The organism is Lentzea atacamensis (assembly GCF_003269295.1).
GTDB lineage: Bacteria > Actinomycetota > Actinomycetes > Mycobacteriales > Pseudonocardiaceae > Lentzea > Lentzea atacamensis.
Map to the genome: position 1 here is coordinate 310,405 of NZ_QLTT01000009.1, position 19,314 is coordinate 329,718.

Consider the following 19,314-nt stretch of genomic DNA (forward strand, 5'->3'; position numbering starts at 1 on the left):
GAAACGCTTCCACCGATCGTGTGACGCAGACAACCAACCGAGGTAGGGAAAAGAATCAGCCTGTGGTCGGACAACCACCCTCAGTTAGTCGTTTTGGTCCACATCGTCCGGAGGTGTGTTAGCCCGTCACTCGTAGGGGTGCCTACGACGCGCAGGCGAGCCATGCCTCCGTCCGGGTAGATGTCGAGCCGTACCTGCGTCGCCTCGACACCGTCCACGACGAACCGGTGCCGCGTGTCGGGCTGCAGCCGGGTGCGGGGCAGGACGTCGAACCAGGCGTCCGGGTCCTTGCGCTCGTCGCAGCCGCTCACCGACGCCCAGCCCGGCGCGTTGCCCTTGAAGTGGCTGGTGTCGAGCTCGACGAGCTGCACGACACCGGGTGCGGCGAGCCGGACCGACACCCAGTCGTTGCCGTCGTCACGCCGGCGCGCGGTCTCCCAGCCCTCGCCCATGACCGTGGCCTGACCGGGAGCGATGAGGTTGTTCGGCGAGCTGTAGAACATGTTGCTGCAACCGGTGACGACGGCGCCGTTCTCCAGCGCCGCGAGGTCGATGCCCGGCACGAGCAGCCGCGGGTCCGCGATCGGTTCACCGTGGACGCGCAGCCTGGCGACGCCGCCGTCCGGGTCGATGGTGAGGCGGACGTGCGTGACGCGGCGGTCCTCCGCGACGTCGAAGAAGTGCTTCTCGTCGCCCTTCAGCGCGGACCGCTCGACCAGCGGGAACCACTCGGTGATCTCGTCGGCGGACGGGTAGCCGTCGGCCTGGGCACCTTCCACCCAGCAGAACGGCGGGTAGTTGCCCTTGAAGAACGCCGTGTCGACGACGATTCCGCGCACGACACCGGGCATGCCGAGCCGGATCACCGCCTGGTCCACCCCTGCCTCACGACGGCGCCTGGTCTCCCAGCCGTCGTAGATCTGTCCTTTGTGGCCGAAGGTGTAGGTCTGGTAGACCGGCTCGGCTGGCTTGATCAGGTTCTCCCGCTCGGCGAACAGCTCGTCGTTCGCCCACACCACACCACCCCCGACCGCGCGCGAGGCGAGATCGGGCAGCCGGGTCCACTCCGTCATGCTTCTCCTCTGCGTAGCAGCTTGCCTTGCGTCTCACTGATTTCCTTGCCACGCAACCACGTCTGGCGCACGACGCCGTGCAACGTGCGACCGTGGTACGGCGTGACCGGGTTGCGGTGGTGGAGCTTGTTCTTGTCCACCACGAACGTCTCGTCCGGCGCGAACACCACGAGGTCCGCGTCCTTGCCGGGTTCGATGGCGCCCTTGCTCTCCAGCCCGACCTGACGTGCCGGGTGGGCGGCCATCCAGCGCACGACGTCGGTGAGCTGGAAGCCCCGTTCGCGCGCCCCCGTCCACACCGCGGGCAGGCCCAGCTGCAGCGACGCGATGCCGCCCCAGGCCGTGGCGAAGTCGCCTTCCTTCAGCTCGACCGTGCTCGGCGAGTGGTCGCTCGCCACGAGGTCGATCAGGCCCTCCCGCAGCCCCCACCAGAGCGCCTCGCGGTTCGCCTCCTCGCGGATCGGCGGGCAGCACTTGAACTCCGTCTGCCCGTCGTGGATCTCCTCCGCGGTGAACGTGAGGTAGTGCGGGCAGGTCTCGGCGCTGATCTGCAACCGGTCGCGCTTCGCGGCCTCCAGGATCGAGAGGGCGTCGGACGACGAGAGGTGCAGGATGTGCGTGCGGGCACCGGTCCTGCGGGTCAGCTCGACGACGTCGCTGATCGCCCGGTTCTCGGCCTCACGCGGCCGTGAGGCGAGGAACCCCGCGTAGTCCGGTTCGGCGTCACGAACCGTGTGCGCGTCCTCGGCGTGCACGATCGTCAACGCGTCGAGCGTCGCCAGTTCGCGCAACGCCGCTTCCAGCTCAGCCGTGGTGACGGCGGGGAACTCGTCGACGCCCGAGTGCAGCAGGAAGCACTTGAAGCCGAAGACGCCGGCCTCGTGCAGCGGCTTCAGGTCGGCCAGGTTGCCGGGGACGATGCCGCCCCAGAACCCGACGTCGACCGACACGTTCGCCGCCGCCTTGCGCTTGATCTCCAGCGCCTCCAGCTCCACCGTCGGCGGGATGCTGTTCAGCGGCATGTCGATGATCGTCGTGACGCCACCGGCGGCCGCGGCCCTCGTGGCGGTCTCGAAGCCCTCCCACTCGCTGCGGCCGGGGTCGTTGACGTGCACGTGCGTGTCGACGAGACCGGGCAGCAGCACCTCGTCGTCCGCGAGGTGCACGACGTTCGGCGAGTCGATGTGCGGCTCGACGGCGACGATCCGGCCGTCGACGACACCGACGTCGCACGCGATCTCGCCCTGCGGGGTGATCACCCTGCGGGCGCGGAAGACCAGGTCCATGCCGCTCACTCTGACACCCAGTCGCGGGCGATGCGACCGCCGATGCCGACGAGCAGCGGTTCGGCCTGGGCCATGCATCTCGTGACGTCCGGCTCGATGTCCAGCAACGCGTAGGCGGCCTTCAGCCCCAGGTCGCCCGGTTCGACCGAGCACTGACCCGCCACCGCGACCACCGGGACGTCACCGGACGCCCTGACCACGCCGAACGGTGCCTTGCCGTGCCGGGTCTGGGCGTCCAGCGACCCCTCGCCCGTGATCACCAGCGAGGCTTCCCCGACCGCCTCGGCGAACCCGACCAGTTCCAGCACCACCTCGATGCCCGGCCGGAACCGCGCGCCGAGCACCGCGAGCGCGGCGAACCCGATCCCGCCCGCGGCACCGGCGCCGGGCCGGTCCGCGTGCTCCAGGCCCAGCCTGGAAGCGAAAGCCGCGAGGCGGGCCTCGAGGATCTCGACCTGATCGGGTGAGGCGCCCTTCTGCGGCCCGTAGACCGCCGCCGCGCCCGTCGGGCCGAGCAGCGGGTTGTCCACGTCCGAGGCCAGCACGAGGTCGACGCCGTCGAACGACGCCCCGCCCAGCGCCTCCAGCATCCCCGCGCCGCCGTCCGTGCACGCGCTGCCGCCGAGCCCCAGCACGATCGTGGTGCAGCCGGTGTCCAGCGCGGCTTTGAGCAGCTCACCGACGCCGTGGCTGGTGGCGTCGAGCGGCGCCGGCCGGTCGAGCAACGTGAGCCCGGCCGCCGCGGCGACCTCGACCACGGCGGTGGTGCCCCTGACCGCGAAGGACGCCGGCACCGGCTTGCCGACCGGGCCGGTGACCCAGCGTCCCACCTTCACGAACCCGGCGGCGACGGCGGCGTCGACCGTGCCGTCGCCGCCGTCCGCCACCGGGAGGCAGCGCACGTCCAGGTCCGGGACCGCCTCCCGCAGGCCGCGCGCGACGGCGGCAGCGACCTGCGGGGCGGTGAGCGATCCCTTGAACTTGTCCGGCGCGACAATCACGTGACTCACGGGATCGGCTCGAATTCCTTCATCGCGGCGATGGACGTGCCGTTCGCGGTGTTGCCCTCACGTTCGATCATGATCTCCACGAGCACCGGCCGTTGCGTGCGGTCGGCTTCTTTGCGCGCCCACTCCAGCGAGCTGCGGATCTCGCCGGGATCGGCCACGCGAACCCCGGAGCACCCGTAGGCCTCCATGATCTTCACGTTGTCCGAGCCGGTGGTGTCGTAGTGAATGTCGACCTCGTACTTCATGTCGTAGCCGCCGTGGTCCTCCGCCATCCTGATCAGGCCGAGGTACTCGTTGTTCAGCATGATCAGCACGAACGGCACGTCGTACTGGGCGCCGACCGCGAGCTCCTCCACGAGGAACTGGAACGAGTAGTCGCCGACGATGCCGACGACCTCGGCGTCCGGCCTGGCCTTCTTGACCCCGATGGCCGCCGGGATCTCCCAGCCGAGCGGGCCTGCCTGGCCGCACACCTGGTAGTGGCGCGGCTTGTGCGCCTTCTGGTGCTGGCCGGACCAGATCTGGTAGAGCCCGATGGCCGTGACGAAGTAGGTGTCCGGGCCGTAGAACTCGTTGATCTCCTTGAACACCCGCGGCGCCTTGACCGGGACGGTGTCGAAGTCCTCGCGCCGCAGCAGGGTCCGCTTGAGCTCCTGGCACCTTTCGACCCAGACACCCTTGTCCCGCGGCCCGTGCTGCTTCGCCTGTTCCAGCAGGGCCTGCAGGAACAACTTGGTGTCTGCCACGATCCCGAGGTCGGGCCCGAACACCTTGCCGATCTGGGTCGGCTCGACGTCGACGTGGATGAACTTGCGGTCGCCGCGGTAGGTCGCGAGGTCACCGGTGTGCCGGTCGCCGAACCGCGCGCCCAGCGCGAGCACGAGGTCGGACTCCAGGAACGACGCGTTGCCGTACCGCTGCGAGGTCTGGATGCCGGTCATGCCCGCGTAGAGCGGATGATCCTCGTCGATGGCGCCCTTGCCCATCAGCGTGGCCTGGATCGGGATCTGCAGGAACTCAGCCAGGTCCAGCAGCTCGGCGGACGCCTCGCCGAGGATGACACCGCCACCGGCGAGCAGCAGTGGGCGTTCGGCGGCCAGCAGCATCTCCAGCGCCCGTTCCACGCGTGCGTCGGAGGGAGCGCTTTTCTGCACCGGCAACGGTTCGTCGATCGTGGGGTCCCACTCGATCTCCTGCTTCTGCACGTCGATCGGCAGGTCGATCAGCACCGGGCCAGGACGGCCGGAGCGGGCGATCCGGAACGCCTCGCGGAAGATCCACGGCATCTGCGCGGCCTCCTTCACCTGCACCGCCCACTTCGTGACAGGTGCGGCGATCGAGACGATGTCGACGGCCTGGAACGCCTCCTGGTGCAGCTTCGACACCGCGGCCTGGCCGGTGATGCACAGGATCGGCACCGAGTCGGCCTGCGCGGTGTAGAGGCCGGTGATCATGTTCGTGCCGGCAGGGCCCGAGGTGCCGATCGCGACGCCGACGTTGCCGGTCGTGCGCGACCAGCCGTCGGCCATGTGGGTGGCGCCCTCCTCGTGCCGCACGATGAGGTGCTCGATCGACCCGTCCTGCTCCATCGCCTTGTACAGCGGCAGGATCGCGGCGCCGGGGCAGCCGAACACGGTGTCGATGCCCTCGGACTTCAGGACCTCGACGACCGCTTGCATGACTGGGATCTTCGGCATGTCAGGCCCTTCCCGCGAAGTTCTCGATGACCTTGAGCAGCGCGGAGTGGTCGAGCGACCCGTAGCCCTGCGCGCGTGCCGCCGCGACCAGCGCGGCGATCTGGTTGGTGACCGGCAGCGCGACGTCGGCGGCGCGTGCCGCGTCCAGCGCGATGCCCATGTCCTTGTGGTGCAGGTCGATCCGGAAGCCGGGCTGGAACTCGCGCGCGATCATCGTTTCGCGCTTGAGGTCGAGGATCCGGTTCGCCGCGAGACCGCCGGCGAGCACGTCCAGACCCGCCTTCGGGTCGACGCCGGACGCCTCCAGCAGCACGATCGACTCGGCGACGAGCGCGTAGATACCGCCGACCATGAGCTGGTTCGCGGCCTTCACCACCTGGCCGGCGCCGTGCGGTCCGACGTGGACGATCGTCTTGCCGACGACCTCCAGGAACGGCCTGGCGGCGGCGAAGTCGGCCTCGTCCCCGCCGACCATGATGCTGAGGCTGGCCTGCTGGGCACCGGTCTGACCACCGCTGACCGGCGCGTCGAGCACGCGGACGTGGCTGAGCCTGCGCGCGATCTCGATCGACGTGGACGGACGGATGGTGCTCATGTCGATCAGCAGGGTGCCGTCGTCGAAGGTGACCTCGTCGATGACGGCCTCGACCTGCGGGTGGTTCGGCAGCATCGTGATGACGACCTCGGCGCCGGTGACGGCGTCCTGGGCGGATGCCGCCGCCTTGCCGCCTTGCTCGGCGAGCTTCTCCAGCGACGCGGAGCTGAGGTCGAAGCCCGTCACGTCGTGACCGGCGGCTACCAGGTGGGCCGCCATCGGGCTGCCCATGATGCCGAGTCCGATGAAACCGATCCTGGTCATGCGTTGTCCCTCCAAGCGAAGGAGTGGGTGACGGGCTTGTACTCGGCGCCGACGAAGCCCGTGTAGCCGTTGGCGCGGAGCTTCGCGAGGTGCCCGAAGAGGTCGAGCTCGCCGGTGCCGGGCTCACCGCGTCCGGGAGCGTCGGCGATCTGCACGTGACCGATGCGGTCGACGTGGTCGGCGAGGGTGTCGAGGTCGTCGCCGTTCGTGGCGAGGTGGTAGAGGTCGGCGAGCAGCTTCACGTTGCCGCGGTCGATCTCGTCGATGACGTCGAACGCCTGTTGGGCGGTCTTGATCGGGTACTTCGGCGCGCCGCTGAGCGGTTCGACGACGATCTGGGCGCCCGCCTCGGCCGCGACGTCGGCGGCGAAGCGGTAGTTCGAGATGGTCTGCGCGGTGGTCTCGAAGTTGCCGTGCAGCGCGTTGAGCGTGCGGCAGCCGAGGCGGGCCGCGATGGCCACCGTGACCTCGACGTTCGTCCGGAACTCCGTCTCGCGGCCCGGCCAGCTCGCGAGGCCGCGATCGCCCGCGGGCATGTCGCCCGCGAAGAAGTTGAGGCCGACGAGGCGCACACCGGCGTCTTCGATGGCGCTCTCGAACGCCTCGATCTCGCGCGTTTCGGGTACGGCGTCCGCGAACGGCCACCAGATCTCGACCGCGTCGAACCCGGCGGCACGCGCCGCCTGCGGACGCTCGAGCAGCGGCAGCTCGGTGAACAACATCGAAAGGTTCGCATCGAACATCGGCGGCTTGTCCTTCCACATTGCGGAAGTTAGATTTCGTACTACGGAGACACTAGACATCTCACTTGGCTCCGGTCAAGAATGTGGAAACTAGATTCCGCGATACAGAAACTTGGAGAGCCGTGGAGAGCTTCAACAGCGCCCCGGAGGCCGAACTGCGACCTCTGCTCACCGAGTGCCTCGCGGTACCCCGCTGGGTCGACGCGATAGTGGCGGGCAGGCCGTACGCGTCGATGGATGCACTCCTCGCGGCTTCTCACGTTGCCGCACAAGGACTTTCCGACGAGGAGGTGCTCGGCGCCATCGCCGGGCACCCGCGCATCGGCGAACGACAGAAGACAGGTGGGGTGTCGGCGAAGTGGTCGCGGTCCGAACAGTCCGGTGTGGACAGCTCCCAGGCTGATCGCCTGGCGGCTGCGAACGCCGCGTACGAGGATCGGTTCGGGCACATCTACCTGGTGTGCGCGACCGGCCTGAGCGGTGCGGAGATGCTCGACAACCTGTCCAGCAGGATGGACAACCCGCCGGATGTCGAGCTCCGCGTCGTCAACGACGAACTCGCGAAGATCGCCGCCTTGCGGCTGCAGAAGCTGATCGGGAGCTGAACAACATGGCCATCGTCTTGGGCCCCAACCAGTACGGCAAGGCGGAGAACCGCCTCGTCACGGTGTCGCGCAACGGTTCCGTGCACACGATCAAGGACCTGACGGTCAGCACCTCACTGCGCGGCGACCTCGCCGACACGCACCTGACCGGCGACAACGCCAAGGTGCTCGCGACCGACACGCAGAAGAACACCGTCTACGCCTTCGCCAAGGAGGCTCCGGTCGGCGAGATCGAGGACTTCGCGCTGCGCCTGGGCCGCCACTTCGTCTCCTCGCAGGAGGCGATCACGGGCGCTCGTGTGTTGATCGACGAGCACGGCTGGGAACGCATCGACGGCCACGACCACTCGTTCGTGCGCGGGTCGGACGAGAAGCGCACCACGGCGGTGACGATCGACGGTGAGCAGGCGTGGGTCGTGTCGGGCGTACGCGACCTGGTGGTGCTGAAGTCGACCGGGTCGGAGTTCCACGGCTACCCGAAGGACCAGTACACGACGCTGAAGGAGACGAACGACCGCATCCTGGCGACGTCGGTGACGGCCCGCTGGCGCTACGTCGGCACCGACGTCGACTGGGCGAAGTCGTTCACCGAGATCCGGTCGATCATGCTGAAGACGTTCGCGGACAAGCACTCCCTGTCGTTGCAGCAGACCCTCTACGCGATGGGCGAGGCCGTGCTGAACACGCGCCCCGAGGTCGCCGAGGTGCGGCTCTCCATGCCGAACAAGCACCACTTCCTGGTGGACCTCAGCCCGTTCGGCCTGGAGAACGACAACGAGGTCTTCTACGCCGCCGACCGGCCGTACGGCCTCATCGAGGGCTCCGTGCTGCGCGACGACGCCCCGGACGCGGGTCAAGCCTGGAGTACTTTGCCAACCTTCTGAACACGACCGGGTTCATGAGAGTGGCAGGCGAGGCCACCAGGTGCACGACGCGCAGGAAGCGCAGGAAGATGTCCTGGTCGTGCACGAGCGCCACCTGCCACTTCTTCATGTACCAGCGGAAGGCGCGCATCAACGGTGCCGGCGTCTTCTCGACGCCGGCCCAGCTCTGGTCGGCGTTGCTCGACAGCACCCATGAACCCTGCGCCGTTTTCGCGACCTTCCGCTGGAAGTCCCGGCACCCCTTGGCACTGAAGTCCGAGTGCCGCCGGAACAACAGCGCGGCCATCGCGGCAACCGTCATCCCCTGCCCGTAAACGGGGTTGAACACGCACACCGCGTCCCCGATCGCGACGAGCCCGCCCGGCCACCCCGTCACCTGCTCGAACGCGATGCGACGACTGGCCGTGCGCGCGAACAGGTACACGGGCGTGACGGGCTCGGCGTCCGCGAGCATCCCGGCGATGGGCCCGCGCAACGAGTCCAGGAACTGCTGGAACCCCTCGGGATCCCGCGGCGGGTGATCACCGCCGGCACCTTGCGCCGTGACCATCACCCGGTCCCCCTCGATGCGCATCACAATGCCCCCGCGAGGGGTGTCCGGCGCGGACAGCGACTCGGCGACCACGACCGGGATCTCCGGCGGCGCCGTGTAGAGCCGGGTCGCGTACCCGGTCCGCGAGTCGACCACCTCGGGCTCCGGCACCGCGATCCCCGCCTCGGCCAGCCAGGCGGGCAACTTCGAGGACCGGCCGGACGCGTCCACCACGAGGTCGGCGTCGATCCGGCCGTCCCTCGTCAGCACGCCGTCCACAGTGGATCCGCGGAACGTCAACCCGGTGACGTGCGCGTCGTCCACGATCTTGGCGGTAACCCGGCGCCGGATGTGCGTCTCCAGCAACGGCCTGCTGACCACCAGCAACGGCATCCCGCTGCGCCCCGACGCCACCCAGCCGAGCGGGTTGAGGATCCGCATCTCCCCCGCGTCCATCAGATGCGCCCCGCTCCGCACGAGCTCGTCGCGCAGACCGGGGAACAGCCCTTCCATGATCTCGCCGCCACGCACGAGCAACCCGTGCACGTGCCTGCCCTGCGGCACACCTGCCCGGTATTCGGGCTCGTCGGACAGCTTGTCGCGTTCCAGGACCACCACGTCGTCGAAGGACTCCGTCAGTACCCGAGCCGCCAGCAAGCCGGCGATTCCCCCACCTATCACCACGGCCTTCATCCATCCCCCTCAATCACCCGGGACCGCCGACAGCCCTCAGCAGCGCCTCGTGGACCAGCCCGTTGGACGCGACGACGTCGAGCTTGTCCTCCGGCGACGTCCAGCTCAGGCCCTCACCGGTCCAACCGCTGATGACCCCACCAGCTTCCTCGATGACCAGTCCCGCGGCCACCACGTCCCACATCCGCAGGTCCAGTTCGAAGTGACCGTCCATGGCGCCCTCCGCGACCGAGATCAGATCGAGCGAGGCGGAACCTCACCGCCGGAGGTCCTGACACTCGTGGAAGACCGCCCTCAGCCGCTCGACCCGGGACACGGCCAACGTGCTCCACGCCGTGCGCGAAGTCGGTCGTGCCGTCGATCGGATCGACGATCCACTCGGCCTGGCTCGTCCCCCGCAAGCCGAGCTCCTCGCCGACGACAGCGGAGCCGGGGAGCACGGATCGCAACACCTCGGACAACGAGCGCTCGATCTTCCTGTCGAGCTCGCCGCCTGCTCAGCGAGTCCAGGAAGTCACCCGGCATCACGAAGTCGTCGAGGATCAGCACGGTGCCTTCGTGCTTCGACACGGCGTCGGGAATCTGCACCCGCCACTACAGCCGTTTCCGCATCAGGTTCATCTGCTCGGCCTTGCGGGCGTAGTGGATCGTCAACACGAGCCCGACCACACCGATGACGGCGCCGACCGCCTCGAGCACGCGGCGAACCCGGAAGCCGGGTCACATCACCTGATCGACACAGCCGTGCGAACCGGCGTTCACCGGTTCTCGGTGCCGCGCAACGACATCTGCTGATCCCGCCACGAGTGGAACAGATCCGCCTCGCTGTACCAGTCCACCCCGGCAGGACGTTCACCGGTCGTCATGAACTCGATCAGCAACTGCCTGTACAGGTCGAGTGGAACACCGACACCGGGCGGGAAGTCCGTGTACTTCTCGTTGACGTACGGCGCTTCTTCGGACCCCTTCGGCCAGCCCATGAAGGTGTTGTCGACGTAGTACATGTAGCCCCAGACGCCCCGCACGGCGAGCACCACGTTGTGGTCGGGATCGCCCTCGGCGGTGAGGGCCCTGCCGAAGTGGTCGAGCGATCCGTCGTTGCACTCGGGCCTGCCCAGCAGGCCGATCAACGTGTCCACTTCCGCTTCGCACGCGACGACCTGGTATTTGTGCTCCGCCGCGTCGAGGTCCGGTAGCCCGGTCCAGAGACCAGCACGCATGCTCATGCGAGCCACCCTGCACCCATTGCCGGGAACATTCGACACCCATTGACAGAACCACACGAACGGGTGATTACCCGGTCAGCCTGATCGAGTGGCGAGGCCTCTCAGTCCTGCCTCGTCCAGACCCGTCGCGACCTGCACTTCCACCGGATCGAGCGCACCGCAGTCCATCGCGCGGAGGAAGAAGGACGACAATGCCTGGGCGGTCGCCGGTTCATCCAGAACGCCTCCGGAGACGCGCTGCACATAGGACTTCAAACGGGCCGCGTCCGCGTTCATTCCCTCGCGGTAGAAGGCATAAACGGCGGCATATCGTGTCACCAATTGTACCGGGTGCAGATCCCAGCCCTGGTGGAAACCGTGCTCCAGTGATCGCCGCACCAGCCGGTAATGCGTCTCCCACCCGTGCTGCTTCTGGTCCCCGACGGGCAGCACGTTGGTGGAGCCGTCGGACAGCCGCACGCCGGTCCCAGCAGCGGAGACCTGCATGACGTGCCGCGCGAAGTCGCACGCGCCGTGCGCGAGGTGTTGCTGCGCCGCGGAGAGCCCGCAGCCCGCCGTGTAGTCGTAGGTGCCGAAGTGCAGACCTGTCACCCGGCCCTTGCCCGCCGCGATGAACCGCGGGATCGCGAGCCTGCCCTCCTTGTCCACGATGGACTGGGTGGTCTCGACCTGGATCTCGAACCGCAGATCCTTCCCGAAGAGGTCGAGCACCTCGCCGAACACCTCGACCTGGTCGGCAGATGTCACCTTCGGGAAGGTGATCACGAAACCCGGCGGGACCTCTCCCAGTGCTGTCAGGAAGATGTCCAGCGTGCGCAGCCCGCGTTCGCGCAACGCCGGGGTGTCGAACGACTTGATCCGCACGCCGAACGACGGCGGCGCGGTGCCCTCCTCCAGCCAGCGGGACACGAGGTGCGCCGTGCTCTCGGCGTCCATGTCCTCGACGTCGTCCTCTGGCGCGCCGTAGCCGTCCTCGAAGTCGATCCGCAGGTCTTCGATCGGCTCCCTGGCGAGCTTGGCGCGAACGCGGTCGAGCACGCCGTCCGGCAGGTCCGGGAGCAGCGGGGGTTCGATGGACTCCAGCGCCTCGCGGCCCCAGTCGCCGACCGTCGTGGCGATGATCCGGCCGGCGGGCACGTAGCACGTGTGCACGGGCTGACGGCCCACCGGCCAGCTGCGTTCCACAGTGGACAACCGCGCGGTCACCCGCGCGACGTCGTCGGGTGACAGCGATGTCCGGTACATCAGATGCGCTCGTACGCCGGCAGCGTCAGGAAGTCGACGAAGTCCTCGGACAACGCGACCTGTTCGAAGAGCTCGACGGCGGCCGCGACGTGCGGGCCCTCGAGCTCCTTGCCCACGCGCGCCAGGACTTCCCGCACGGCGTCGGCGGTGACCTGCGTGCCGTCGTCGAGCACGACCTTGTTGTTGATCCACTGCCAGATCTGGCTGCGCGAGATCTCCGCGGTGGCCGCGTCCTCCATCAGGTTGTGGATCGCCGCCGCACCGTTGCCGCCGAGCCACGACGCGATGTAGCGCACGCCGACGTCGACCGCGGACTCCAGGCCCGCCCGCGTCGCCGCGCCACCGGCCGACTTGAAGTCCAGCAGCTGCTCGGCCGTGACGTGGACGTCGAGCCGCTGCTTGTCGATCTGGTTCGGCTTGCCCCCGAGCACCCCGTCGAAGATCTCGCGGCAGATCGGCACGAGGTCCGGGTGCGCCACCCACGAGCCGTCGAAGCCGTCGTTCGCCTCGCGCGTCTTGTCCTCACGAACCTTGCGCAGTGCGTTCTCCGTGACCTCCGGGTCGCGCCGGTTCGGGATGAACGCCGCCATGCCGCCCATGGCGAACGCCCCGCGTTTGTGACAGGTCTTCACCAGAAGCTCGGTGTACGCGCGCATGAACGGCGCCGTCATCGTCACGCTGTTGCGGTCCGGCAGCACGTAGTCCGCGCCCGCGTCCCGGAAGTACTTGATGACGCTGAACAGGTAGTCCCACCGGCCGGCGTTGAGCCCGGACGCGTGGTCGCGCAGCTCGTAGAGGATCTCCTCCATCTGGAACGCGGCGGGAATCGTCTCGATGAGCACCGTCGCGCGGATGGTGCCGTACGGGATGTTCAACAGCTCCTGCGCCGTGGTGAACACGTCGTTCCAGAGCCGCGCTTCGAGGTGCGACTCCATTTTCGGCAGGTAGTAGTAGGGCTTGCCCAGCTCGGCGTTGTGGAAGAAGTGCAGCCCGAAGTCCACGAGCGCCCCCACCGCCTTGCGCCCGCCGAACTCCAGGTTCCGCTCGTCGAGGTGCCACCCGCGCGGCCGCACGACGATCGTCGGGTACGGGCCGCCCTTGAGCTTGTACTCCTTGCCCTCCGGCGAGGTGTACTCGATGGTCCCGCGCGCCGCCTCGTAGAGGTTGACCTGCCCCTGCACGACGTTGTCCCAGTGCGGCGTGTTCGCGTCCTCGAGGTCCGCGAGCCACACCTTGGCCCCGGAGTTGAGCGCGTTGATCGTCATCTTGCGCTCGGTGGGCCCGGTGATCTCGACGCGACGATCTTCGAGGGCGTCCGGCGCCTCCGCCACCCGCCACTCGCCGTCGCGGACGTGCTGCGTCTCCGGGAGGAACCCGAGGGGCCGTCGCTCCTTGCGCAGGGCGAGCAGCTCGTCCCGGCGCGCGGCGTGCGCCTCGTGCAGCTTCGCGACGAACTCAAGAGCCTCTTCGGTGAGGACCTGCACCTGGATCCACCTCTCTCGGGTTTTGCTGTGTGGACTATAGTTTTTGCATTGCGGAACTGCAATGAGAGGAGCCGCACGTGTCCACAGGTGGCGTGCAGTCCCTACAGAGAGCCTTCGACCTGCTGGAACGCCTGGCAGACGCGGGCGGTGAAGCCTCCCTGTCCGAACTCGCCACGGTCTCGGGCCTACCGCTGCCCACGATCCACCGGCTCATCCGCACCCTTGTCACGCTGGGCTATGTGCGCCAGAACAGCAACCGGCGCTACACCCTCGGCTCGCGTTTGATCCGCCTTGGCGAGACCGCGTCCCGTCAGTACGGCACCTGGGCGCGCCCGTACCTGGCGCAGCTGGTCGACTCGGTCGAGGAGACCGCGAACCTGGCGGTCCTGGACGGCGACGAGGTCGTCTACGTCGCGCAGGTGCCGTCGAAGCACTCGATGCGCATGTTCACCGAGGTCGGGCGCCGCCTGCTGCCGCACGGCACCGGGGTGGGCAAGGCGATGCTGTCGCAGCTGCCGCGCGACGAGGTCCGGTCGTTGCTGGAGCGCACCGGGCTGCCCGCCTACACGCCGAACACGATCACGGACGCCTCGCAGCTGCTGGACTCGCTGGACGAGATCTCCGAGCGCGGGTACGCGTTGGACGAGTCGGAGCAGGAGCTCGGGGTGCGGTGCATCGCGGTGCCGGTGATCGGCGGGCCGACGCTGGCCGCGGTGTCGGTGTCGGGGCCGGAAGGCAGGCTCACCAAGGAAGCCGTGTCACGCATCCTGCCGGAGGTGCTGGCGGTGGCGAAGAGGCTCGCGGACCGGGCGAGCTGACGCACGTCCAGATCCGCTGACCGTCCGCCGCTCTGGTGACCGACGAAACCACCGGGGAGGGAGTCTCCGTCGCGGCTGCGACGGTGGCCGCCAGGCAGTCTCACTGACATTCGCCATCGAGCGCGCTACAACTCCCTGACCTCCGCGGCGATCTTGTCGCTGTCGCGATCGCGGGCAGAGGGTCCGACAAGATCAGCCGAGCAGCGCGTCCACGAAGGCGCCCGGCTCGAACGGCGCCAGGTGGTCGGCCCCTTCACCCAGCCCGACCAGCTTCACCGGCACCCCGAGCTCGCGCTGCACCTGGAACACGATGCCGCCCTTGGCGGTGCCGTCGAGCTTCGTCAGCACGATGCCGGTGATGTCCACCTGCTCGGCGAACACCCGAGCCTGGGTGAGCCCGTTCTGGCCGGTGGTGGCGTCGAGAACCAGCAGGACCTCGTCCACCACGGCCTGCTTCTCGACGACGCGCTTGACCTTGCCGAGCTCGTCCATCAGCCCGACCTTGGTGTGCAACCGGCCGGCCGTGTCGATCAGCACCGTGTCGACGCCGGAGTCCATGCCGCGCTTGACCGCGTCGAACGCCACCGAAGCCGGGTCGCCGCCCTCGGGCCCGCGCACGGTCTCCGCACCGACCCGCTTGCCCCAGGTCTCCAGCTGGTCGGCGGCAGCGGCGCGGAACGTGTCGGCGGCCCCCAGCAGCACCGTGCGCCCGTCAGCCACGAGCACGCGTGCGAGCTTGCCGGTGGTGGTGGTCTTGCCGACACCGTTGACGCCCACCACGAGCAGCACAGCGGGCTTCCCGGAGTGCGGCAGCGCCTTCAGGGACCGGTCCATCGACGGATCGAGCGCTTCGACGAGCACCGAGCGCAGCAAGGCCTGAGCCTCAGCCTCGGTCCGCACACCGGAGCCGGCGATCTTCGTGCGCAGCTTGTCCACGATCTCGGTGGTGGTGGCCGCGCCGAGGTCGGCGATCAGCAGCGTGTCCTCGACGTCCTGCCAGGAGTCCTCATCCAGGTCGCCGGCACCCAGCAGCCCGAGCAGCGAGGACCCGAACGCGTTGCGCGACTTCGAGAGCTTCCCGCGCAGCCGCTCCAGACGTCCCTCGGTGGGCTCGATCTCCTCGACCTCGGACGCCTCTTCCGGCAGGTCGACCTCGACGAAGCCGCGCTTCACCGAGTCGCGCGGCACGGAGGCGTCGTCCCCCACCCCCGGCTGGCCGTCCACCTCGGTCCGCTCGGCCACCGGATGCTCGACCGGTTCGGCGACGTCCGGCTTGGCCGGGGCCAGCGAGATCCCGGACGTGGCCTCGTAACCGCCAGGGCGGGGCGCCTCCTCCTTCTGGGTCAGGCTGATGCGACGGCGACGCGTCAGCACCACGCCGGTCACCAGCGCGGCGATCAGCACGACCGCAACGACGATGAGGATCAGGACAAGGGAAGATGTCGGCACGGCCTTATGGTTTCACAGGGTGCCATGTGACCTGCCAACCACATATTGCTCATTTAGGCGAAGATTTCACCAAAGCCCTTGCGCGCGACCACGGTGTGGAATACACCACACGTCGTGAGGGTGATCGGACTGATTTCCGGCACGTCGATGGACGGCATCGACGTGGCCGTCGCAGACCTGTCGATCAACGGCGACGTCGTCGAGCTCGTGCCGGTGCAGTGCGCCGAGCACCCCTTCCCCAAGGACCTGCTGGAGAAACCGCGGGACCTCGCCGAAGTGTGCGCCTTCGACACGTCGCTCGGGCAGGCTTTCGGCGAAGTCGCCGCCGGGTACCTTCCGGCAGACCTGATCTCCTCGCTAGGCCAGACCGTCCACCACGAGGTGCAGGACGGCGACTGCCTCGGCACGCTGCAGCTCGGGCAGCCGGCGTGGATCGCTGAACGCACCGGTGTTCCCGTCATCGCCGATCTGCGCGTGCGCGACGTCGCCGCCGGCGGCCAGGGAGCCCCGCTGGCGAGCACCCTCGACGCGCTCTGGCTGGCCGGTGACGCCCCCGCCGTCGCGTTGAACATCGGCGGTATCGCGAACATCACCGTCGTCCGGCCGGGAACCCCGCCGATCGCCTACGACACGGGGCCTGGCAACGCGCTGATGGACGCCGTCATGGAGGTCATCTCCAACGGCCAGAGGCGGCAGGACACCAACGGCGAGTTCGCGCGCAGGGGCACCGTCCGGGAGGACATCCTCAAGAAGCTGCTCGCGGACCCGTACTACTCGAAGCCCTGGCCCAAGTCGACGGGCAAGGAGCACTTCAACGCCGGGTACCTGCAGGGGTTCCCGACCGTGCCCGCCGAGGACATGCTGAGAACGCTCGTCGAGGTGACCGCCCGCACCATCGCGGACGCCTGCCGCGCCCACGACGCCAGCACCGTCGTCGCGTCCGGTGGCGGCATGCGCAACCCGGTGCTCGTCGAGGCGCTCGCGAAGGCGCTCGACCCGATCCCGCTGCGGATCAGCGACTCGCTGGGCCTGCCGCGCGACGGCAAGGAGGCCTACCTCGCCGCGCTGCTCGGATTCCTGACGTGGCACGGAGTTCCAGGCAACACGCCGTCCGCGACCGGTGCGTCCGGGCCGCGGCTGCTCGGGAGCATCACGCCCGGCAACGGGCCGCTGCGGCTGCCTGAGCCCGTCACCACCGCCGTGACCAAGCTGAAAGTGGGGGAACCGAAATGCGTGGACTAGATCTCGCGATCATCGCCCTGTTCCTCGTCGGCATGCCGTTGCTCGGCACGTGGATCGGCGGCAGGCAGAGATCGTCCACCGACTACTTCGTCAGCGAGAAGCGCATCTCGTGGTGGGTCGTCTGCCTGTCGGTCGTGTCCGCGGAGACGTCGACGCTCACCGTGCTGAGCGTGCCGGTGATCGCCTACATGGCGACGCCGGCGCAGGGCGGCATGACGTACCTGACGCTCGCGCTGGGCTACATCGTCGGTCGCATCATCGTCAGCTTCGTGCTGCTGCCGCGCTACGTCGCCGGTGACCTCGTCACGGCGTACGCGTTCCTGGGCAAGCGGTACGGCGACGGCATGCGTGCCACGGCGTCCGTCACGTTCCTCTTCACCCGCCTGCTCGCGGACGGCATCCGGCTCTTCGCGACGGCGATTCCGATCAAGGTCGTGCTGGCGCAGTACGGGATCACGGCTTCGTACTGGGCCATCGTGCTCGCGCTCGGCATCGCGATGGTCTTCTACAGCTTCTTCGGCGGCGCCCGCGCGGTCGTGTGGGTCGACGCCATCCAGATGCTCTGGTACGTCCTCGGCGGCGTCGTGGTGATCTGGGTGCTGGCCGGTCAGCTGCCGGACGGCTGGTTCTCGAAGGCCGCGGACGCCAACAAGTTCCAGCTCTTCGACTTCGCCTCGTCACCGCTGACGGGCTCGTTCCCGTTCATCGCGGCGTTCTTCGGTGGCGCGTTGCTCTCGATGGCGTCGCACGGCGCGGACCAGATGATCGTGCAACGGTTGATGGCCACGCGTGACGTGAAGTCCGCGCAGAAGGCGTTGATCGCCTCCGGTGTCGTGGTGTTCCTGCAGTTCGCGTTCTTCCTCTTCATCGGCGTGATGATGTGGGCGTTCTACAACGGCGTCGACCCGGTGAAGGACCTGAAGCTCAGCAACAAGGACGAGCTCTTCGCCCACTTCATCGTCAACGACCTGCCGTCGGGGCTCTCCGGCTTCGTGATCGCCGGCATCCTCGCGGCCGCGCTGTCGTCGTCGTTGGGCGCCTTGGCTTCCTCGACCGTGACGGACGTCTACGAACGCGTCCGCAAGACCCCGATGACCGACGACGAACGCCTGCGCCACGGCCGGATCTGGACGCTCGTGTGGGCGGGACTGCTGATCGTCTGCGCAGGCCTGTTCGCCTCCTCGAACAAGACCACGGCGGATCCGATCGTGGTGCAGGCGCTCGGCATCGCCGGCTACACCTACGGCGCGCTGCTCGGGGCCTTCCTCCTCGGCCTGATCTTCAGGCGCGTCACGCAGGCGGACGCGATCATCGCGTTCGTGACGACGGTGCTGGTCGTCGGTTTCGTGATTCTCGGGGTCAAGTTCGTCGGCAGCACACCGACGATCGACTTCGCGAAGGCCGACGCGACCAGGAAGTCCTTGACCGGCTGGTGGAACACGCCCCTGGGGGTGGCGGTCACCTTGCTGGTGGGTGGGTTGTTGTCGTTGCGGCACTCACGCGGTGTGCCGGTACGAGACGAGCTCGATGTGGAGGCGAAAGCCTAGGCGGGCGAACATGTTCTGCGACGACTCGTTGCCCGAGTAGATCGACGCGGCGGCCTGCGGTCGTGCTCCGTGGTCCGCCGCGAGCTTCCACAGCAGTTCCGTGATCAACGCGGCGCCCACGCCCTGGCCGCGAACATCCGGTTCGACGGCCACGAAGTCGATGTAGTACTCCTCGGGCTGGGCCTTGCCCGCCGCGTACCCGATGACGCGTTCGCCGTCCATGGCGACGACGACGGTGCGGTTCTCCGGTTTGGATTCGACGAGTTGCTTGCCGGACAGGTACGTCCGCGGGAAACATCGCTCGTGCAACACGGCCACGGCCTCGTGCACGTAACGGTCGGTGGGCAGCACGCGCATCTCACGTTCGCTGGGGCACTTCGCGTCCCTCAGCAGCAACGTGCGCAGCTCCCCGTTGTCCAGTATGTGGATCGCACTGGCTTTGCCGGCGCTGAAGCCGTGGCGTTCGGCGAACGCCGCCAGCCGCCGGTGGGCGGTGTGCCCGTAGAGCTCGAGGTCGGTGATGCCGGTGAGGAGTTCGGCGGCGCGCCGGAACATCGCGTCGGCGGTCTGGTCCCAGATGCGGCTGCCCGCCGGGTGGTTGACCGGTACGTCGACGAACGGCCCGTGCAGCCACGCGCGGCCCAGGTCAGCGTCGATCTCCACGCTGAGCATGCCCGTGATGTTGTCGTCGGCGTCGACGGCCACCACCGTGCAGTCGGCCCAGCTGGGCTCGAACTCGCCGAGTTCCGCGCGGAGCTCGTCGACTGTCTCACCGAGGTACCCGATGTGATGCGCGTTGTCGGCCTGGAGCCGGACCAGCAGCGCCATCGTGGCGCCGAGGTCGCCAGGTTCGGCGAAACGGATGTCGTACATGGAAGGAATGGTTGCTCCCTCGACGGCTCGGCGCGAGGGAGTTTTCGG

At 68.4% G+C, this 19,314-nt stretch carries 17 protein-coding genes and 2 pseudogenes; 5 read left to right on the plus strand and 14 right to left on the minus strand.

Translation table 11 applies throughout. The annotated features are described in order from the left end of the window. Positions 1-80: 80 nt before the first annotated feature. The 6 genes from alc to C8D87_RS34765 are packed head-to-tail and all read right to left on the minus strand — an operon-like array spanning position 81 to position 6,668. Entirely contained in the window at positions 81-1,073 is a 993-nt protein-coding gene (gene alc / locus C8D87_RS34740; protein ID WP_109634080.1) for an allantoicase, read from the minus strand. Further along, entirely contained in the window at positions 1,070-2,359 is a 1,290-nt protein-coding gene (gene allB / locus C8D87_RS34745) for an allantoinase AllB (RefSeq protein ID WP_112229953.1), read from the minus strand. The genes alc and allB overlap by 4 nt, the downstream gene beginning before the upstream one ends. A 5-nt stretch (positions 2,360-2,364) precedes the next feature. Then, positions 2,365-3,369: a glycerate kinase family protein gene (locus tag C8D87_RS34750; RefSeq protein ID WP_215732575.1), complete on the minus strand. Its 1,005-nt coding sequence runs from the start codon at positions 3,367-3,369 to the stop codon at positions 2,365-2,367. Beyond that, the gene (gene gcl / locus C8D87_RS34755; RefSeq protein ID WP_112229957.1) at positions 3,366-5,066 is read right to left on the minus strand and encodes a glyoxylate carboligase; all 1,701 of its coding nucleotides are present in this window, start codon (positions 5,064-5,066) and stop codon (positions 3,366-3,368) included. Before gcl ends, C8D87_RS34750 begins: the two co-directional genes overlap by 4 nt. A gap of 1 nt (position 5,067) precedes the next feature. Then, positions 5,068-5,925 carry an NAD(P)-dependent oxidoreductase gene (locus C8D87_RS34760; RefSeq protein ID WP_109634089.1) on the minus strand — a complete coding sequence of 286 codons (858 nt, stop codon included), beginning with the start codon at positions 5,923-5,925 and terminating at the stop codon, positions 5,068-5,070. Continuing rightward, positions 5,922-6,668: a hydroxypyruvate isomerase family protein gene (locus C8D87_RS34765; protein WP_233439335.1), complete on the minus strand. Its 747-nt coding sequence runs from the start codon at positions 6,666-6,668 to the stop codon at positions 5,922-5,924. Before C8D87_RS34765 ends, C8D87_RS34760 begins: the two co-directional genes overlap by 4 nt. 83 nt (positions 6,669-6,751) lie before the next feature. Between C8D87_RS34765 and uraD the strand changes: the two genes are divergently transcribed. Continuing rightward, complete coding sequence (gene uraD, locus C8D87_RS34770) at positions 6,752-7,273, plus strand: 2-oxo-4-hydroxy-4-carboxy-5-ureidoimidazoline decarboxylase (RefSeq protein ID WP_267899906.1); 522 nt, start codon at positions 6,752-6,754, stop codon at positions 7,271-7,273. Positions 7,274-7,278: 5 nt separating this feature from the next. After that, positions 7,279-8,157 (plus strand): factor-independent urate hydroxylase, encoded by an 879-nt coding sequence (pucL, locus tag C8D87_RS34775; protein WP_109634096.1) that lies wholly within the window; start codon positions 7,279-7,281, stop codon positions 8,155-8,157. On the opposite strand, the gene C8D87_RS34780 is transcribed toward pucL, so the two are convergent. From C8D87_RS34780 to aceB, 6 genes and pseudogenes are all read right to left on the minus strand, one after another. After that, the gene (locus C8D87_RS34780) at positions 8,084-9,382 is read right to left on the minus strand and encodes an FAD-dependent oxidoreductase (protein WP_112229959.1); all 1,299 of its coding nucleotides are present in this window, start codon (positions 9,380-9,382) and stop codon (positions 8,084-8,086) included. The genes pucL and C8D87_RS34780 overlap by 74 nt on opposite strands. A 13-nt stretch (positions 9,383-9,395) precedes the next feature. After that, positions 9,396-9,626: pseudogene (locus C8D87_RS48200) on the minus strand (inositol monophosphatase family protein); the annotation flags it as partial. A gap of 136 nt (positions 9,627-9,762) precedes the next feature. Further along, a pseudogene (locus C8D87_RS49295) lies at positions 9,763-9,834 on the minus strand (hypothetical protein); the annotation flags it as partial. A gap of 306 nt (positions 9,835-10,140) precedes the next feature. Beyond that, positions 10,141-10,608 (minus strand): Imm1 family immunity protein, encoded by a 468-nt coding sequence (locus C8D87_RS34795; RefSeq protein WP_112229963.1) that lies wholly within the window; start codon positions 10,606-10,608, stop codon positions 10,141-10,143. A gap of 75 nt (positions 10,609-10,683) precedes the next feature. Continuing rightward, complete coding sequence (locus C8D87_RS34800) at positions 10,684-11,853, minus strand: DUF6986 family protein (RefSeq protein ID WP_112229965.1); 1,170 nt, start codon at positions 11,851-11,853, stop codon at positions 10,684-10,686. Next, entirely contained in the window at positions 11,853-13,337 is a 1,485-nt protein-coding gene (aceB, locus tag C8D87_RS34805; RefSeq protein ID WP_233442444.1) for a malate synthase A, read from the minus strand. The genes C8D87_RS34800 and aceB overlap by 1 nt, the downstream gene beginning before the upstream one ends. 77 nt (positions 13,338-13,414) lie before the next feature. On the opposite strand from aceB, the gene C8D87_RS34810 reads away from it, so the two are divergent. Continuing rightward, positions 13,415-14,155 carry an IclR family transcriptional regulator gene (locus C8D87_RS34810; protein ID WP_109634115.1) on the plus strand — a complete coding sequence of 247 codons (741 nt, stop codon included), beginning with the start codon at positions 13,415-13,417 and terminating at the stop codon, positions 14,153-14,155. 192 nt (positions 14,156-14,347) lie between these two features. Here the strand turns inward: C8D87_RS34810 and ftsY are convergent, their stop codons facing one another. Continuing rightward, on the minus strand, positions 14,348-15,604 hold the full coding sequence (gene ftsY, locus C8D87_RS34815) for a signal recognition particle-docking protein FtsY (RefSeq protein ID WP_112229969.1): 1,257 nt from the start codon (positions 15,602-15,604) through the stop codon (positions 14,348-14,350). Between the two features lie 120 nt (positions 15,605-15,724). On the opposite strand from ftsY, the gene C8D87_RS34820 reads away from it, so the two are divergent. Continuing rightward, positions 15,725-16,846, plus strand: coding sequence for an anhydro-N-acetylmuramic acid kinase (locus C8D87_RS34820; RefSeq protein ID WP_112230100.1), 1,122 nt, complete (start codon positions 15,725-15,727; stop codon positions 16,844-16,846). After that, positions 16,834-18,393, plus strand: coding sequence for a sodium:solute symporter (locus tag C8D87_RS34825; protein WP_112229971.1), 1,560 nt, complete (start codon positions 16,834-16,836; stop codon positions 18,391-18,393). Before C8D87_RS34820 ends, C8D87_RS34825 begins: the two co-directional genes overlap by 13 nt. Here the strand turns inward: C8D87_RS34825 and C8D87_RS34830 are convergent. Next, positions 18,343-19,266, minus strand: a complete 924-nt coding sequence (locus C8D87_RS34830; RefSeq protein WP_112229973.1) for a GNAT family N-acetyltransferase — start codon at positions 19,264-19,266, stop codon at positions 18,343-18,345. The genes C8D87_RS34825 and C8D87_RS34830 overlap by 51 nt on opposite strands. Between the last annotated feature and the right edge of the window lie 48 nt (positions 19,267-19,314).

What these genes read in the sequence shown, in the direction of transcription:
- alc (WP_109634080.1), bottom strand. Translation starts at nt 1,073, where the DNA reads ATGACGGAGTGGACCCGGCTGCCCGATCTCGCCTCGCGCGCGGTCGGG.
- allB (WP_112229953.1), bottom strand. Translation starts at nt 2,359, where the DNA reads ATGGACCTGGTCTTCCGCGCCCGCAGGGTGATCACCCCGCAGGGCGAG.
- gcl (WP_112229957.1), bottom strand. Translation starts at nt 5,066, where the DNA reads ATGCCGAAGATCCCAGTCATGCAAGCGGTCGTCGAGGTCCTGAAGTCC.
- C8D87_RS34760 (WP_109634089.1), bottom strand. Translation starts at nt 5,925, where the DNA reads ATGACCAGGATCGGTTTCATCGGACTCGGCATCATGGGCAGCCCGATG.
- C8D87_RS34765 (WP_233439335.1), bottom strand. Translation starts at nt 6,668, where the DNA reads ATGTTCGATGCGAACCTTTCGATGTTGTTCACCGAGCTGCCGCTGCTC.
- pucL (WP_109634096.1), top strand. Translation starts at nt 7,279, where the DNA reads ATGGCCATCGTCTTGGGCCCCAACCAGTACGGCAAGGCGGAGAACCGC.
- C8D87_RS34780 (WP_112229959.1), bottom strand. Translation starts at nt 9,382, where the DNA reads ATGAAGGCCGTGGTGATAGGTGGGGGAATCGCCGGCTTGCTGGCGGCT.
- C8D87_RS34795 (WP_112229963.1), bottom strand. Translation starts at nt 10,608, where the DNA reads ATGAGCATGCGTGCTGGTCTCTGGACCGGGCTACCGGACCTCGACGCG.
- C8D87_RS34800 (WP_112229965.1), bottom strand. Translation starts at nt 11,853, where the DNA reads ATGTACCGGACATCGCTGTCACCCGACGACGTCGCGCGGGTGACCGCG.
- C8D87_RS34825 (WP_112229971.1), top strand. Translation starts at nt 16,834, where the DNA reads ATGCGTGGACTAGATCTCGCGATCATCGCCCTGTTCCTCGTCGGCATG.
- C8D87_RS34830 (WP_112229973.1), bottom strand. Translation starts at nt 19,266, where the DNA reads ATGTACGACATCCGTTTCGCCGAACCTGGCGACCTCGGCGCCACGATG.